The sequence below is a fragment of the Ruegeria sp. CDSC068 genome (genome assembly GCF_059610545.1).
Map to the genome: position 1 here is coordinate 250,614 of NZ_JBXWNV010000007.1, position 17,880 is coordinate 268,493.

Here is a 17,880-nt window from a genome sequence, read left to right on the forward strand (position 1 = left end):
GGTTTAGCGAGGTGTCTCGTCCTCTGCCTCCAGCGCTTTCACAAGAGCAGAAAGTTTGTTCATCATGTGAAGCTTCATGGATTTCCCAAGCCCATCTGCATTACGGGCCCTGAGTAACTCCATCATGGCTTTGTGTTCGTAAATGGCCTGCGCCCAGCGCTCGTCCGACAAGTTGGCCATAAAACGTGCGCGGCGGACCCGTGCGGCCAACAGCTTGTGGTGGCTCGCAAGGATATCGTTTCGCGCGCCACGTATCAGTGCCTGATGAATGTCCTGATTGGCCTTAAAATATGCCTGTCGGTCATGTGACTTATAGGCTTTCAGCATATCGGCGTGGCGACGTTCGATTAGTTCAATTTCAGCGGAATCCAGGTGCTGACATGCCAACTCTCCCGCCAGTTGCTCAAGCGTCGCAAGCACTGGAAATGTATTCTCCAATTCCTCTCGCGTGACACTTGCGACGCGGGCCCCCCGGTTGGCTTGAAGTACCACAAAGCCTTCTGATGCAAGCACCTTTAAAGCTTCTCGCAAAGGTGTCCGCGAGACCCCCAACGAGTCACAAAGCTGCTTCTCGGGCACTTTTTCACCCGGCTTTAGCACATCTTCGACAACCAGGTTACGCAGCCTTTCGACCAGTTCTTCATGAAGGGTCGGGCGATTAATGCTGTCCGTCAGGTTCATTTCCATTTCCTAAACATCAAGAACCAGATCCAACAGGCGCGCGACGTGCATGGGCTTCCGCTGCGTACCTTCGGCGATTTGATGGCGGCAAGATGTCCCATCGGCCACGATAACTGCATCTATAGGTGCTGCTTCCAACGCCGGGAACAAGTCAAGTTGTGCCATCTTTATCGAAACATCGATAGTTTCAGGCGCATACCCAAACGCCCCGGCCATTCCGCAACAACCGCTTTCTATCATGTGAACCTGTGCCTCCGGAATACGCTTCAAAAGGTTGAGCATCGGTGTGACGGCATCGTGTGCTTTCTGGTGGCAATGCCCATGCACATAGATCGGGCGATCCAAGGGCTTCAGGGCCAAGTCCGGCTGATCGGCCAGAAATTCCTCAAAGGTACGCGTTGCATTCGACAACATCTCCGTTTCCGGCCCCGGGCAAAGCGCCAAAAACTCATCCCGGAACGTGAGGATGGAGGAAGGTTCGAGCCCGACTACTGGAACACCTTTTGCAACCGCCTCTCGCGTCGCGTCAATCACGCGTTGTGCCTCGTGTCGCGCTTCGTCCACGCAGCCCATAGCTAAAAGAGTACGTCCGCAATCCAAGGCCCTGTCAGATTGATCGTCTCGCGCCACGGCCACCCGAAGTCCTTTTGCCCGCAAAACCCGGACAGCGGCGCGTAAATTTTCTGGTTCGAAATACCGGTTGAACACATCGGCAAACAGCAACACCTGCGGATCATTGTCCTGAGCCTCGGCATCACGGAACGGCGCAGAAGACCACACTGGCAGATCACGTCGCGCTGAAATACCAGTCGGTCCCTCCAATAGCTTACGCGAGGGTGCAATTTTGTTTCGTAAATTCATAAGCCACGCGACTTTCGCGGCTTTTGGTGCATATCGGGGCAGGTAAGCTATCAATTTGTCTGCCAACGTCAGCCCATCTTTTTTACGTTTTGCTGACATTACTTCGATTTTCATTCGCGCCATGTCGACGCCGGTCGGACATTCCCGAGCGCAAGCTTTGCAGGACACGCAGTACTTCATTGTGTCCAACATGGCATCGGACGACAAACCGCCCGGCATCTGCCCGCTGATCGCAAACCGCAGCGTATTTGCCCGTCCACGCGTAACATCACGCTCGTTTCGGGACGCTCGGAAAGATGGGCACATCACCCCACCCTTGAGCTTGCGGCATGCACCATTGTTGTTGCACATCTCGACGGCGCCCTGAAACCCTCCTCCGGAACCCGGCCAAGCGGACCAATCCAGCGTCGTTTCGAATTCAGGAACCGAATAGTCCTGGCCATAGCGGAACAATCGCCGGTCATCCATCGCAGGCGCGTTCACGATCTTGCCGGGATTCATCACCCCGTCGGGATCAAACCGGTTCTTAACCTGCTCAAACGCAGAAACGATACGCTGACCGAACATCTTCTCATGAAATTCTGATCTTACGATCCCGTCACCATGTTCACCTGAATGAGATCCTTTATATTTTTTGACCAGATCAAATGTTTCTTCAGCGATCGCCCTCATTGTCCGGACGTCTTTGTCCTGCCGCATGTTCAGCACAGGTCGCACGTGTAAACACCCCACCGAGGCATGCGCGTACCAAGTTCCCTTTGTGCCATGTTTTGCAAAGATTTCGGTCAGGCCAGCGGTGTATTCGGCGAGGTCGGGCAGCGGGACAGCGCAATCTTCGACAAAAGAGATTGGTTTTCCCGCCTCTTTCATCGACATCATGACGTTCAACCCGGATTTTCGGTACTCGGCGATAGCATTCTGCAAAGAGTTGTCCGTAACAGTGACAACGCCGCCCCACCGGTTTTTCGCACCGCTGAAAGCAAACCCGAGATCTCCCATCAGTTGCGAAAGCTCGACCAGTTTTGCGGCATTTGCTTCGACGCTACCCTCGGCGAATTCCACCAGCAGCAGGGCTTCAGGATTGCCTTCAACAAATGCATTAATCGTTTCGCGAAACAATGGGATTTCACGCCCCAACGCAATCATGGTGTCGTCGACCAACTCTACCGCCTGGGGGTTGAGTGTCACGATGTGCTGAGTGGCTTCCATGGCAGCACGGAATGTCGGGAAATGGCACACACCGGTAACTTTCGCGCCCGGCAGCTGTGCCAGACTTAATTCCAGTTCTGTGAAATAGGCCAATGTGCCTTCTGACCCCACCAACAAATGGGACATGTTGATGTCGTTACTTACGAGCGCGTCGATATTGTACCCGCCCACACGGCGCTGGACTTTAGGAAAACGAGCGTCAATTTCAGCAGCCTCGCGACGCCCAAGAGCGCGCATATCACCAACAAGATCCGCATAATCGCCTGATGCGGCCGTATCAGCGCTGAACCGCGCTTCCGTGCCGTCAACCATGATTGCGTTTATCGCGACGACGTTGTCTCGCATGATCCCGTATCGCAGAGATTTTCCACCTGAAGAATTGTTTGCCGCCATCCCCCCAAGAGTGCAGCGGGACGCTGTTGAAGGATCCACGGGAAACCACAGGCCATGCTGCTTCAACGCTTGGTTCAATTGATCCAGAACAACACCGGGCTGAACGCGCGCGATACGTTTCTCAGCGTCTACGTCAAGAATACGATTCAAGTGTTTTGTGTTGTCCAGCACAACACCCTGATTGACTGTTTGCCCGCATTGCGACGTGCCGGCGCCGCGCGGTAGAACCGAACATCCTTCGTCCCGCGCAATGGACATCACGGCTTGGACATCTTCTGTGGACCGGGGGATCACCACAGCGTCCGGTATCATCTGATAGATTGAGGCATCGGTCGAGTATCGAGCAAGCGATGCCGGATCTGACATCACTTCCCCCCGTACATCGGACAACAGTCGGCGGTACAACGATCCATTCTCTACCATCAGGTTCGCCTTCCCTTCCCTGTAAGCCTAATTAGACCTTTCACTTCATCGTTGACTGAATAATGAATTCATAATTAACTTTTGCAATAGATAATAGCGCCACTTTTTTGGCACCAGCGTAAGGATCAGTTCAAATGCGTCAGGCGGGTAGACACTTTTTGCAGATTCCAGGGCCAAGTGCTGTGCCAGATCGAATCCTGAGAGCCATAAGCACGCAGACCATTGATCATCGAGGGCCCAATTTTGCAGAAGTCGGGAATAAAGCCCTCAATGGTATGAAGACGATTTTCAAGACAAAACAGAACGTCTTTATCTATCCTTCATCCGGCACCGGTGCGTGGGAAGCCGCACTTGTGAACACGGTTTCGCCGGGCGAAAAAGTTCTGATGTTTGAAACAGGACATTTCGCTTTCATGTGGTGCAACTTGGCTGGAAATCTAGGATTGCACCCAGAGCTGATCGAAGGGGATTGGCGCGGCGGCGCGGACCCCAATCAGATTGAAGACCGTCTACGTGCGGATGAGCAGCACGACATCAAGGCGGTTTGCGTCGTTCACAACGAAACGTCTACCGGGTCAGTCTCATCAATTGAGGAAGTGCGCAGGGCCATAGACGCAGCCAAACACCCAGCACTTCTAATCGTGGACTCCATCTCCGGCCTTGCGTCGATTGATTTTCGGTTCGATGACTGGGGGGTCGATGTGTGTGTCTCCGGCTCGCAAAAAGGACTGATGTTACCGCCTGGTCTGAGCTTCAACGCCGTGAGCGATCGGGCGCTAAAACACTCAAAATCCGTGACCACGCCGCGAAGTTACTGGGATTGGCAAGATATGGTCGGACCAAATCAGAAGGGGTTCTTTCCCTACACCCCCGGCACCAATCTTCTCTATGGATTAAATGAGGCCATAGACATGTTGCACGAGGAAGGGTTGGACAACGTTTTTGCCCGTCACTCCCGACACGGAGCCGCGACACGGGCTGCCGTGCGCGCCTGGGGTCTTGAGGTTTTGTGCACACATCAAGGTCAGGAATCGGGCGTCTTGACTGCGGTTAAGGTCCCAGAAGGTCACTCCGCCGATGCGTTTCGTGCTACGGCGCTTGAGCACTATGACATCTCACTAGGAAATGGTCTGTCCAAGGTAGCCGACAAGGTGTTCCGCATTGGTCATTTGGGCGATTTCAACGACCTAATGTTGATGGCCACCCTTTCTGGCGTAGAAATGGGGCTAGCCAAGAGCGGTATGCCTCATCACGGAGGCGGCACTCAGGCTGCCTCGGAACATCTCAAGGCTGCGTAGCGCCGGATAGACGGATACACTTTCATCAGCGCTCGCACGAATTCCAGCAGTTGGGCGGAAAGCGATCATTCGCTGCGATTGCGGAGTCACGTGGTTCTTGCTGTCAAAATGGACCTTCGATTTCGCATCGTCGATGGAAGTACATTTGGCCTCCCAAACCAAAGATTAGACCAAATGAAAATTCAAAGAGTCGATCCAATGCGCCACGCCAGGGCTCAAAGCAGATTTCTTTGAAAACATGTAGAAAAACTGTGCAGACATTCCGCTGCATGTAAAAATATGCTGATAAAATAGGCAAACTGGCAGCCTGATGAAACGCTTAGTGGCCTTGGAATTGCGATCGATGAAGCTTGGGCTCACTTGGGTGCCTATGAAACAACACCTTACTGTCGTTGTCGTCGAGCAGAACCAAGAACGTGCCTTTGCAATTGTGGATGCCTTAAAAGAGTCTGGAGACGTAGACGTTTCTGTAATCGGCAATGTTTCCGGGCTGGCACGTAGAATTGCAATGCATAGCCCAGACATCGTTCTGATCGACATAGACAATCCATCGCGGGATATGCTGGAAGAGTTGACCGTCGCCTCCGGTCCGATGGAGCGTCCGGTGGCCATGTTCGTCTCGGGCGCTGCGGGTGGATTGGCGAAAGCAGCCGTTGAGGCAGGGGTATCAGCCTATGTAGTCGATGGCCTGCAAGCCGAGCGCATCAAACCTGTGATCGATACCGCCATCGCCCGGTTTCAGGTACTACGCCAGATGAGGACCGAACTGGCCGAGACCCGCCGTGCGTTGGAAGAACGCAAAGTGATTGATCGCGCCAAAGGGTTGTTGATGAAAGCCAAGGGTGTGTCTGAAGACGAGGCCTACGCCCTGCTGCGCAAAACAGCGATGAACCAGAACCGCCGGGTTGCAGAAGTGGCCGAAGCCCTGGTCACGGCCTCGGGTTTGTTGTCATGAGAACCGTGACCTTGCCTGTCGCCTATATGCCTTTGGTCGACGCGGCCCCGTTGATTGTCGCGCGCGAGATGGGATTTGACCATGCCGAAGGCGTGTCTCTGGATCTGCGACCGGCCCCGTCATGGTCATCTCTGCGCGATATGCTGGCTTTTGGGCATGTGGACGCAGCGCATCTGCTGTCACCTGTACCCGTTGCGATGGCCTTGGGTTTGGGCGGTATCTCGACGCCGCTGTCCGCAGTGTCTGTCCTATCCCTGAATGGCAACGTCATAGGCGTTGGAACCCAATTGGCAGGGCGTCTGACCGATCAGGGCTATGACTTCGATTTCACTGATGCCGTTGCGGCTGGGGCTGCACTGGCAAAGGCTGCCGGTGAGGTTTTGGTGTTCGGAGTGCCTTTTCCGTTTTCGATGCATGTTGAACTGCTGCGCTATTGGGTTGCGGGAACCGAACTGGCTTCGAAGCAGGTCGAAATCCGCACTGTCCCGCCCCCTCTCATGGCGCAGGCGCTTGCAGGTGGCGAGATCGATGCCTTCTGCGTGGGCGAGCCTTGGGGCTCTTTCGCCGTGGATGACAATGTTGGTGCCTTGCTGCTGCCCGGTAAGGCAATCTGGACCTGCGCACCTGAAAAGGTGTTGGCGGTTAGAAACAACTGGGCCGAAACTGAGCCGCATTTGCTGGGTAGCCTCATGCGGGCCGTTTGGCGCGCGGGACGTTGGCTTTCAAACACGGACAGCCGAACAACCGCGTCCGAGATGCTATCGCGCAAAACCTACCTCAATGTCTCACCCGAACTAATCGACCGTGCATTGATGGGCGAATTCACAATCTCGGCGCGCGGCGAGCAACGCCATGTGGATGGGTTTGTCGAGTTCTTTGATGGCGCTGCCACCTTCCCATGGCGCAGTCAGGCCAAGTGGATCGCGCATCAGCTAGCGCAACGGAACGGGATCGATGTCAGCACAGCCGAACGTCAGGCCGCCCGTGTCTTTCGCAGCGATCTCTATCGGCGCGAGTTGTTCGGGCTGGGTGTCGAAACCCCCGGAGCGTCAGAAAAGCTGGAAGGGGCGCTTCCTGAGTCGACCACCGTAGCCTCGACAAACGGAAGCTTGATTCTGGCGCCGAACGTCTTCTTCGATCGTCGCATTTTCGAGCCAACGGGGTGAGAGTGCCCAAAATTTTTGCAGCGCAGCATCAAATCACGCTGCAGCGCAGAAAAATCACACTTTGACACTCAAAACCGGATGACGGCCCAGATCAAGGATGTCTTAATCGGGACATCGGAAGGCAACGACGCCCACCGACGGAATTCGCCCACTATCCAGGGCACCTTACAAGAGCAAAGCCGCTCGACCATCCGCCACCTCCTCCCGGCGGACTGTGTCGGCGGCTTTTTTGTTTGCCCAAGAGGTTGGGCTGAACCGAAAGGGATCGAGATGAAAAAGCTTCTTTTAGGCCTCGTCGCAACGACGGCGCTTGTGTCTCCGGCACTGGCCGAGCTGGAACTGGAACTGGAAAAAGACGAGCTGACTTTTGGCTTTATCAAACTGACCGATATGGCGCCGCTGGCTGTCGCTTACGAGAATGGGTACTTTCTGGACGAAGGCCTGTTCGTGACGCTGGAAGCACAAGCCAATTGGAAGGTCCTATTGGATGGCGTGATCGACGGGCAGCTTGACGGCGCACACATGCTGGCCGGACAGCCTTTGGCTGCCACCATCGGATACGGAACCGAAGCGCACATCGTAACGCCCTTCTCAATGGACCTGAACGGCAACGGCATCACCGTGTCCAACGAGATTTGGGAAGAGATGAAGCCGAACATCCCGGTGATGGAGGATGGTCGTCCCCAACACCCTATCAGCGCAGAGGCGCTTGCTCCGGTCGTTGAGAAATACAAATCTGAAGGCAAGCCCTTTAACATGGGCATGGTCTTCCCAGTCTCGACCCACAATTACGAACTGCGCTATTGGCTGGCCGCTGGTGGGCTGCATCCGGGGTTCTACAGCCCAGACAACGTGACCGGTCAAATCGGTGCGGATGTGTTCCTCTCGGTGACACCTCCGCCGCAAATGCCAGCCACGTTGGAGGCCGGAACGATCTATGGCTACTGCGTGGGTGAGCCGTGGAACCAGCAAGCGGTGTTCAAGGGCATCGGCGTTCCAGTACTTACCGATTACGAACTGTGGAAGAACAACCCCGAGAAGGTCTTTGGCATCACAGCCGAGTTTGCCGAGGAGTATCCGAATACCACTCTGGCAGTGACCAAAGCCCTGATCCGCGCGGCACAGTGGTTGGATGAAAATGACAACGCCAACCGCTCCGAAGCGGTCGAAATCCTGAGCCGCGCAGAATATGTGGGCGCGGATTATGACGTGATCGCCAATTCGATGACTGGCACTTTCGAATATGAAAAAGGCGACAAGCGTGAGGTTCCAGATTTCAACGTGTTCTTCCGCTACAACGCGACCTATCCGTTCTATTCGGACGCGGTTTGGTACCTGACCCAGATGCGTCGTTGGGGTCAGATCGCCGATGCGAAGCCGGACAGTTGGTATGACGAAGTGGCCAAGTCGGTCTACAAGCCCGAAATCTACCTGGAGGCCGCCCGTCTGCTGGTTGACGAAGGTCTGGCGGATGAGGCCGATTTCCCCTGGAACAGTGACGGCTACAAGGCACCAACGCCTGCCGAGGATATCATTGACGGGATCGCCTATGACGGCCGCACACCCAACGCCTATCTCGAAAGCATGTCCATTGGCCTGAAGGGCGAGCAGAAGATCGTCGGCTCGGACGTTCAAGGCTAATTCCTCAGCTCCACGTCCGGCCACGGTCGGGCGTGGGCTTCACAAGTGCCCCGCCATCGCAAGGACACATCAGATGACGACCGTCGATCCCGAATTCAACGCAGACGCTGCACGCCAGGAGCGTCGCGCCCGCCTTTTCACCCGCATCAATGCAGCCGACAAATGGTTCCAGGTGTTGGGCCTCAGCTGGGCCACGCCTGTTCTGAAAGCCGCCGCCGGAGACAATCCCCGCGCTCAGATGGCCGAGATTTGGCGCTTGCTGATCGTGCCGTTGCTGTCGATCTTCGCCTTTTTGCTTCTGTGGGGCACGCTGGCGCCCAAGGTACAGACCTCGCTGGGCGCGGTCCCCGGGCCAGCGCAGGTTTGGGCGGAGATGGTCAGCCTGAATGAGGACGCCAAAGCTAAAGCGGCAAAACGCGCCAAGTTCGAAGCCATGGTCGACACGCGCAATCAAAAGTTTATTGATGCTGGCCAGCCGGAGAAGGTGAAAGACGTGGCTTTCACCGGGGCTCCGACCTACTACCAACAGATCTGGACCTCGATCAAAACTGTGTTTTTCGGCTTTCTGATCGCTACTGCCCTCGCAGTCCCTCTGGGCATCGCGGCAGGTCTGTCGCCAACGGCAAATGCGGCGCTGAACCCGCTGATACAAATCTTCAAACCGGTTTCGCCACTGGCGTGGCTGCCGATTGTGACCATGATCGTCTCGGCCGTTTACGTCACCAATGATGGCTGGTTCGCGAAATCCTTCCTGATCTCGGCCATCACTGTAACTTTGTGTTCCTTGTGGCCGACCCTGATCAACACCGCGCTTGGTGTGGCATCTATCGACAAGGATCTGGTGAACGTCTCCAAGGTTCTGAAAATGAACACCTATACCAAGATCACCAAGCTGGTGCTGCCCTCTGCCTTGCCACTGATCTTCACTGGTCTGCGCCTGTCGCTTGGTGTTGGCTGGATGGTTCTGATCGCCGCGGAAATGCTGGCGCAGAACCCTGGTCTGGGCAAGTTTGTCTGGGATGAGTTCCAGAACGGTTCCTCCAGCTCTTTGGCCAAAATCATGGTTGCGGTCTTCACTATCGGTATCATCGGCTTCCTGCTGGACCGTGTGATGTTTGCCCTGCAATCCCTTTTCACCTTCACGAATAACCGGTGAACGCGATGAGCATTTTAAGCTTCAAGGACGCCTCTAAATCCTTCGGTGAAGGCACTGCGCGCACCGATGTGCTGAAAGGCATCGATCTGGACGTGCAAGAGGGCGAGTTTCTGGTGATCCTTGGTTTCTCAGGCACTGGTAAGACGACCCTGATCAACCTGATGGCCGGGCTGGATCGCCCGACCAGCGGAGAGGTCACGTTCAAAGGCGCTCCAATCAAGGGCCCCGGCCCGGAACGCGGGGTGATCTTTCAAAATTACTCGCTGATGCCTTGGCTGACAGTCAGCGGTAACGTCGGGCTGGCAGTTGATACGGTTTTCCCCGATCTCAGCAAGGTCGAGAAAGCCGAGAAGGTTGCGCATTACGTGCGGATGGTGGGTCTCAGCCAGGCCGCGACGCGCCGCCCGGCGGAACTGTCCGGCGGGATGCGCCAGCGGGTCAACGTGGCGAGGGCGCTGTCGATGAACCCTGAGGTATTGCTGCTGGATGAGCCTCTGTCGGCGCTCGACGCTTTGACCCGTGCCAATCTGGCGGACGAGATCGAACACATCTGGGAAGCCGACAAGAAGACTTGCGTGCTGATTACCAACGACGTCGATGAAGCAATCATTCTTGCCGACCGGATCATTGCACTGAACCCCGATGGCACGCTGGGGCAGGAGTTCCACGTGTCGATCCCGCGACCGCGCGAACGCGGTGCCATGAACAACGATGAGACGTTCAAACGCTTGCGGGCGGACGTCACCAAATATCTGATGGACGTAGGGATCGAGGCCAAGGTCGAAGGCACTCGTACCCTGCCGGATGTCACCCCAATCCACGGGGTTCCAACGGCGGTGGCCGAGGCGCAAAAGGGGATGATTGAGAACCGCTTCCTCGATTTCTCGCAGCTGCACAAGGTGTATCCGACGCCCAAAGGCCCTCTGACCGTGGTCGAGGATTTTGACCTGAAGATCGACAAGGGTGAGTTCATCTCTCTGATCGGCCATTCCGGCTGCGGCAAGTCCACAGTTCTGACCATGGCCGCAGGTCTTAATGACATCTCCAAGGGCGCGATCAAGTTAGATGGCCGTCACGTCGAAGGCGCCGACCCGGAACGCGCTGTAGTGTTCCAATCGCCAAACCTGTTCCCCTGGCTGTCCGCCAAGGAAAACGTCGCGATTGGTGTCGACAAGGTCTACCCCAATGCAAGCCTGGCCGAGCGGCAGGACGTGGTGGAGTACTATCTGGAACGCGTCGGACTGGCCGATGCGATGGACAAATCTGCCTCTGACCTGTCGAACGGGATGAAGCAGCGTGTCGGTATCGCCCGCGCCTTTGCTCTGTCGCCCAAACTATTGCTGTTGGATGAGCCTTTCGGGATGCTCGACAGCCTCACACGCTGGGAATTGCAGGAAGTTCTGATGGAGGTCTGGTCCCGCACAAAGGTGACTGCGATCTGCGTCACCCATGATGTGGACGAGGCGATCCTGCTGGCCGACCGCGTAGTGATGATGACCAACGGTCCGCAGGCGACCATCGGTAAAATCACCAAGGTCGACCTGCCGCGCCCAAGGACTCGCAAGGCCCTGTTGGAGCACCCGGATTATTACGCCTACCGGCAGGAAGTTCTCGATTTCCTTGAAGAATACGAACACGGCGCCAAGCCGAAATCGCCCGCCCCCAAGGCGATTGCAGCGGAGTGAAATCATGAAGCAAAGACTAGTTGTTATAGGCGCAGGCATGGCCTCGGGTCGGGTGCTGGAACACCTGACCGACGCCGCACCGGATGCGTTCGAAATCACCCTGTTCAACGCTGAGCCGCGCGGGAACTACAACCGCATCATGCTCAGCCCGGTTCTGTCGGGTGAGAAGACCTATGAAGAGATCGTCACCCATGACGACACTTGGTATGCCGAGCGGGGCATCTCCTGCCGCTTTGGAGAGAAGGTGGCCAAGATCGACCGTGAGATGAAGGTGGTCGAGGGCGAGAACGGACATGTTCCATACGACAAGCTAGTCGTCGCGACCGGGTCGAACCCGTTCATCATCCCTTTGCCGGGGCATGATCTGGATGGTGTGATCGCCTATCGCGATTTGGAAGACACGCAGCAGATGATGGGCATGAGTCCGGAAAACAAGGTCGTCGTAATTGGCGGTGGTTTGCTGGGGCTCGAGGCCGCTGCAGGGATGGTCGCGCATGGTGTTGACGTCACCGTTGTCCACATAATGGGCCACCTGATGGAGCGTCAACTGGACGAAGCCGCAGGCTACCTGCTGAAGAAGTCGCTGGAAGACAAAGGCATCAAGATCTGCCTGCAGGCGAACTCCAAGGAAATTCTGGGGCAGGACGGAAAGGTTCGCGCGCTGCTTCTGGACGACGGGACCGAACTGCCCTGTGACCTGCTGGTTATGGCGGTGGGTATCCGTCCCAACACGGCGCTGGCGCACGAGGCCGGGCTGGCCGCCGGTCGCGGCATCCATGTGGATGATCAAATGCTGACCTCGGACCCGGATGTCTATGCCGTGGGTGAATGCGTCGAACATGGCGGAGAGATCTTTGGCCTTGTCGCTCCGCTCTACGATCAAGCGAAAGTGGCGGCGCGTGCTCTGTTGGAAGAAGACGCCGCATTCGCGCAGAAAACCCTCTCGACCAAGCTGAAGGTCACGGGCTGCGATCTGTTCAGTGCCGGCGATTTCGCTGACGGGCCGGGGCGTGAAGACATCGTGTTTCGCGACCCTTCGCGCGGCGTCTACAAGCGCCTCGTTATCGAAGAGGATCGGCTGGTTGGTGCTGTCATGTATGGCGACACCGCCGATGGTAGCTGGTTCTTCGGGTTGATCAAGGACGGCACCAGCATCGACGAGATGCGTGAGACGCTGATCTTCGGCCCGGCCTATCAGGGGGGCGACACCGCGGACCCTCTCTCAGCCGTTGCAGCATTGCCGCCTGAGGCGGAGATTTGCGGCTGCAACGGCGTATGCAAAGGCGAGATTGTCGAGGCGATCAACGCAGGTGCCGACGATCTGGGCGCGGTACGTGCAGGCACCAAGGCGAGTGCTTCCTGCGGCACCTGTACTGGACTGGTGGAACAGGTGTTGCAGGTGACGCTGGGTGACGACTTCCAAATGCCAACCGCGCAACCGATCTGCGGTTGCACCGACCTGACGCATGAGGATGTACGTCGTCTGATCAAGGGGCAGAAACTGAAAAGCCAGGCCGCTGTCTGGCAGGAACTCAGCTGGACCACGCCCAACGGCTGCCATGTTTGCCGCCCGGCGATTAACTATTATCTACTGGCGGATTGGCCGCTGGAGTACCAAGACGACCCGCAAAGCCGCTTCGTCAATGAACGCAAACACGCCAACATTCAGAAAGACGGCACATTCAGTGTCGTGCCCCGAATGTGGGGAGGGATCACGACACCGGAAGAGCTGCGCGCCATTGCCAATGCTGCCGATAAGTACGACGTGCCAACCGTCAAAGTCACGGGCGGTCAGCGCATCGACCTGCTGGGCGTAAAGGGTGTGGACCTGCCTGCGATCTGGTCGGATCTGAACAAGGCTGGTCTGGTCTCGGGCCATGCCTATTCCAAGGGTCTGCGCACGGTCAAAACCTGCGTCGGCACGGATCATTGCCGGTTTGGCACGCAGGACAGTACAGGCCTAGGGATCAAGCTGGAGAAGACCCTGTGGGGGGCGTGGACGCCGCACAAGCTGAAGCTTGCCGTGTCAGGCTGCCCGCGCAACTGCGCCGAGGCGACGTGCAAGGATATCGGCGTGGTCTGCGTGGATTCGGGCTATCAGATCAGCATCGGCGGTGCCGCAGGCATGGACGTAAAAGAGACCGAGTTGCTCTGCCAAGTCTCCACCGAGGACGAAGCAATCGAGGTCGCGATGGCCGTCACCCAAGCCTATCGCGAAGGCGGCAAGTATCTGGACCGCTTGTACAAATGGTTGGGCAAGGTTGGCATGGACTGGGTCAAAGCTCAGGTCGTGGACGATCTTGAAAACCGCGCTGCTTTGGTCGCCCGGTTCGAACTGTCGCAAAGCATCTACCGCAAAGACCCGTGGGCCGAACACGTCAAAGAAAAAGCGCAGACCTACGCGCCGATTGCAGATTTTACATTGGAGGCTGCGGAATGAGCTGGATCGACATCGGACATATTGATGAGGTGCCGGTGCGCGGAGCGCGTCTGGTGAAAACCCATATCGGCTGTATCGCCGTCTTCCGTACTGCCGAGGCGGAAGTATTCGCCGCGACCAACAACTGTCCGCATAAGGGCGGCCCATTGTCCGAGGGCATCGTCCACGGCCAGTCAGTCACCTGTCCGCTACACAACTGGGTCTTTGACCTGAACACGGGCGAAGCTAAAGGCGCGGATGATGGCAGCATCACCACCTATCCGGTGCGTCTTGAAGACGGTCGTATCCTATTGGACGACAGCGCGGTTTCCCGGCGGAGCGCGGCTTGATGGACGGAAGTGGTCTGCCCGAAGTTCGCTCGACCTGCGCGTATTGCGGCGTTGGCTGCGGCGTGCTTCTGCGACCAGATGGAGTTGGAGGGCTGACTGTCCGGGGCGACCCGGATCATCCAGCGAACCATGGTCGTTTGTGCTCGAAAGGGTTGGCTTTGGGTGAAACCGTGGGGTTGGAACACCGGTTGCTGGCTCCTCGCGCCTTTGGTCAGGACACCAGCTGGGATAACGCGTTGCAACTGATTGCAGACCGGTTCTCTGCCGCGATAACTGAACACGGGCCGGACAGCGTCGCTTTTTACGTCTCGGGGCAGTTGCTGACCGAGGATTACTATGTCGCCAACAAACTGATGAAAGGCTTTATGGGCTCGGCGAATATCGACACCAACTCTCGGCTTTGTATGGCATCTACAGTGGCAGGGCACAAACGCGCTTTCGGCACAGATACGGTGCCTGGAACCTATGAGGATCTGGATCAGGCTGACCTGGTTGTGCTGGTCGGCTCGAACCTCGCTTGGTGCCATCCTGTGCTCTATCAACGGGTCATAGCTGCGCGTCAGGCGCGCGGAACGAAGATTGTGGTTATTGATCCACGTCGAACAGCAAGCTGCGATCAAGCCGATCTCCATCTGGCGCTTCAACCGGGCAGCGACGTCGCATTGTTCAACCGATTGTTGGCCAGAATTCACCAAACCGGGCATGTGTCTGCGGAATTTCTGGATCGCAGCGTTGGGTTCAATGAGGCCGTCGAGCTGGCACAGCTTGACGATCCTGATGAGACGGGGCTGCGCCCTGGTGAGATTGAAGCTTTCTGCGATCTATGGATCGGTACCGAGCGCGTTGTGACGATCTTTAGTCAGGGTGTGAACCAGTCTTCTAGCGGAACCGACAAGGTCAACGCGATACTGAACTGCCATTTGGCCACCGGACGGATCGGTCGCCCGGGGATGGGTCCGTTTTCAGTCACCGGTCAGCCAAACGCCATGGGTGGTCGAGAGGTGGGCGGCTTGGCCAACATGCTCGCCTGTCATTTGGATATCGAAAACAAAGCCCACAATTCAGCCGTCCGGAATTTCTGGAAAGCACCCAACATGCCACAGAAGCAGGGGCTCAAAGCGGTTGACTTGTTTCGCGCTGTCGAAAGCGGCCAGATCAAAGCACTGTGGGTCATCCACACCAATCCGGCGGCCACTATGCCAGATGCAGACCGAGTGAAGGCGGCCATCGAAAGCTGTCCATTCACAGTTGTCAGCGACCTGACCGACAGAACAGATACCGCGCGTGTCGCAGACATATTGCTGCCAGCAGCGGGTTGGGGCGAAAAAAGCGGTACAGTGACCAATTCAGACCGCACGATCAGCAGACAACGCGCCGTTTTGGCGCCTCCGGGACAAGCGCGCGCGGATTGGGATATTTTGGCCGAAGTGGGCCGCCGCATGGGCTGGACAGAAGCATTCAGCTATAAAACCCCAGCACAGGTTTTTCGAGAATACGCTAAGATGACTTCGCTCGCTGTATCATTTGGCAAGGATCTGGATATTACAAATTTTTCGGACCTTGATGACGAAGACTATGAAGCGCTGAGCGCAACACGGTGGCCGACGACATCTCGTAAATCAGATGGCCGTTTTTTCGGCGATGGGCAGTTTTTCCATCCTGATGGCAAAGCACGTTTTGTGCCTGTTACCCATCGTCCACCTAAGGCGACGACTTCTGAACAATTTCCGTTTCTTTTGAACACGGGACGAAACAGGGACCAGTGGCACACCATGACAAGGTCCGGGTTGTCGCCGCGCCTGTCTGCCCATCTTGCCGAGCCTTATGTTGACGTTAATCCCAACGACGTTGATCGATTGGGCCTTAGTGCCGCAGATTTGGTTGAACTCAACAGCTCAGTTGGAAGCGGTATATTTCGGCTTCGCATCACGGAGACTGTGGCACCAGGTCAAGTGTTTGCGCCAATTCACTGGACGGCCGAAACGGCCCCATCAGCCTGTGTGGATGCGCTTGTTCCAAGTGTGACTGATCCGATTTCAGGACAGCCGGAAAGTAAGTCAACAGCGGTATCTGTAAAACCTATGCATGCCGCGTGGTACGGCTTTGCCGTTTCAGTTGACGCGGCGGCCCCTGGCTCAGAGTACTGGGCAACTGCCAAAACACCCAACGGCTACAGGATGGAGTTGGCAGGCATGCAGATCATAGACAATTGGGAAAGCACTGCCCGCGAATGGTTTGGGCTACCGGATGCCGAGGCCACCGTAGTAGAAGATCCAAAGAGGGGCTCGTACAGAATAGCGATGACAGACGGGCAGCGCGTATTGGCAGCGCTCTTCGTCTCGCGCCAACCTATCACATTGATGCGAGACTATTTGGCAAGCTTTCCCAAGGTGACGCCTCAGCAGATTTTGTCTGGCCGTTCCTCTGCGTCTTCAGAAGATTGCGGACCAATTGTCTGTTCCTGTTTCGAAGTCGGGCTAAAAACCATCATCCGTGCCATTCATGACCAACATATGATCAGTGTGGACGATATCGGAGATACCCTTCAGGCTGGAACGAATTGCGGGTCTTGCCGGCCAGAGTTGGCAGACTTGCTCACCGAGCATTCGAAATCAATCCGCAACAAACAGAAGAACTGCCGGCAAGAACAATCCGCGTAGATTCAAGGTTCCTTTGAACGGTACTGCGGTCCGCTATGATTGGTTTTCAAAGCCAGCGCAGGTTCCATTCATCTATAGAACAGATCAAATTGGGCCTTCCTAACCGGTTCGAACAACTTGGTCAGACGATGGCTTCGCCCGTGCTCCAGACCAACACTCGCGTCCCAGTTTCGCGTTTGCGGCGAATGTCTCCTCTGACGCGCCGCACAACGGCTAAGGCGACCGCAACCGAACGGCAGGTTAGGGCCGAATGTCACTTTCGCTATTAGGTAATTTAATGATCGCCAATAGTAGCTATCACCCTTCACGCCGCTTTCCTTTCGCGGGCCAGCGGGATTTGGACAAGCCAAACGCCCTTGGCCGTCAGGGTGAGGGCGCTGCCCTCCCCCTCGGGTAACCCTATTAGACAGGGCCGTATCCTCGGCTGTGCCTGCGGGCCGCACCACCCCTGTCGAATAGCGTTGCCTTGCCCCCTCCCGCGTTCGCCACGTGGCAGATTAGCAGGAACAGGCAGCTTCGCTGTCTGACCTACAAATCAGCTCTGATTTTCCGAAAGGGAAGTCAGAACAAATCAAACTGCGTGCGGGAGCATAAAATGGGAACGGTGTGTTAGTTGATGACGCAAAGGTCAAATTCAACTGATGTCCAACGTTGGGGGGCGCCTTCGGACGTCGAACGTTCACCTAGTTTCTGGTCCAACTATGACGATTGGGTCAGGTTCGTGTGACGTTCAACAGGAAATGTGGAACGTCACTGACCTTTGACTCAATCGACTGTCAAAACCTCAATAAATCAGTGAATCGCGTCATTCAATTCTGACCCAAACGTCAAGCATTTCTGACCCAACCATGAACCTGAAACACAATCTTCGTTAGGTTCAAGCCAATCATGCTAATCTGTTCAATCGACGCCTCCAAATTGGATTGTTTACAAACCCACAGTGGCACATCGAAGCCAGCGGTCGCCTCTACACTTCAGGGTCT

At 56.2% G+C, this 17,880-nt stretch carries 11 protein-coding genes; 9 read left to right on the plus strand and 2 right to left on the minus strand.

What is annotated here, in order from left to right; genetic code table 11:
- Positions 1-3: 3 nt before the first annotated feature.
- Entirely contained in the window at positions 4-681 is a 678-nt protein-coding gene (locus tag AC2FID_RS16015; RefSeq protein ID WP_496698254.1) for a GntR family transcriptional regulator, read from the minus strand.
- 9 nt (positions 682-690) lie between these two features.
- Entirely contained in the window at positions 691-3,567 is a 2,877-nt protein-coding gene (locus tag AC2FID_RS16020) for an FAD-binding and (Fe-S)-binding domain-containing protein (RefSeq protein WP_496837652.1), read from the minus strand.
- Between the two features lie 134 nt (positions 3,568-3,701).
- Here AC2FID_RS16020 and AC2FID_RS16025 point away from each other — a divergent pair, with 134 nt between their 5' ends.
- The 9 genes from AC2FID_RS16025 to AC2FID_RS16065 all read left to right on the plus strand — a co-directional run bounded on the left by AC2FID_RS16025 (position 3,702) and on the right by AC2FID_RS16065 (position 16,897).
- Positions 3,702-4,865 carry a pyridoxal-phosphate-dependent aminotransferase family protein gene (locus tag AC2FID_RS16025; RefSeq protein ID WP_496837654.1) on the plus strand — a complete coding sequence of 388 codons (1,164 nt, stop codon included), beginning with the start codon at positions 3,702-3,704 and terminating at the stop codon, positions 4,863-4,865.
- A 370-nt stretch (positions 4,866-5,235) separates the two neighbouring features.
- Positions 5,236-5,820: an ANTAR domain-containing response regulator gene (locus AC2FID_RS16030; RefSeq protein WP_282120623.1), complete on the plus strand. Its 585-nt coding sequence runs from the start codon at positions 5,236-5,238 to the stop codon at positions 5,818-5,820.
- The gene (locus tag AC2FID_RS16035) at positions 5,817-6,986 is read left to right on the plus strand and encodes an ABC transporter substrate-binding protein (RefSeq protein ID WP_282120622.1); all 1,170 of its coding nucleotides are present in this window, start codon (positions 5,817-5,819) and stop codon (positions 6,984-6,986) included. Before AC2FID_RS16030 ends, AC2FID_RS16035 begins: the two co-directional genes overlap by 4 nt.
- Positions 6,987-7,256: 270 nt before the next feature.
- The gene (locus tag AC2FID_RS16040; RefSeq protein WP_496837655.1) at positions 7,257-8,627 is read left to right on the plus strand and encodes a CmpA/NrtA family ABC transporter substrate-binding protein; all 1,371 of its coding nucleotides are present in this window, start codon (positions 7,257-7,259) and stop codon (positions 8,625-8,627) included.
- A 73-nt stretch (positions 8,628-8,700) separates the two neighbouring features.
- The gene (locus AC2FID_RS16045) at positions 8,701-9,783 is read left to right on the plus strand and encodes an ABC transporter permease (protein ID WP_282153257.1); all 1,083 of its coding nucleotides are present in this window, start codon (positions 8,701-8,703) and stop codon (positions 9,781-9,783) included.
- Between the two features lie 5 nt (positions 9,784-9,788).
- On the plus strand, positions 9,789-11,468 hold the full coding sequence (locus tag AC2FID_RS16050) for an ABC transporter ATP-binding protein (protein ID WP_496837657.1): 1,680 nt from the start codon (positions 9,789-9,791) through the stop codon (positions 11,466-11,468).
- Positions 11,469-11,472: 4 nt separating this feature from the next.
- Positions 11,473-13,908, plus strand: coding sequence for a nitrite reductase large subunit NirB (gene nirB / locus AC2FID_RS16055; RefSeq protein ID WP_496837659.1), 2,436 nt, complete (start codon positions 11,473-11,475; stop codon positions 13,906-13,908).
- Positions 13,905-14,237 (plus strand): nitrite reductase small subunit NirD, encoded by a 333-nt coding sequence (gene nirD, locus AC2FID_RS16060; RefSeq protein ID WP_282120617.1) that lies wholly within the window; start codon positions 13,905-13,907, stop codon positions 14,235-14,237. Before nirB ends, nirD begins: the two co-directional genes overlap by 4 nt.
- Positions 14,237-16,897: a molybdopterin-dependent oxidoreductase gene (locus AC2FID_RS16065; protein ID WP_496837660.1), complete on the plus strand. Its 2,661-nt coding sequence runs from the start codon at positions 14,237-14,239 to the stop codon at positions 16,895-16,897. Before nirD ends, AC2FID_RS16065 begins: the two co-directional genes overlap by 1 nt.
- Positions 16,898-17,880: the final 983 nt, after the last annotated feature.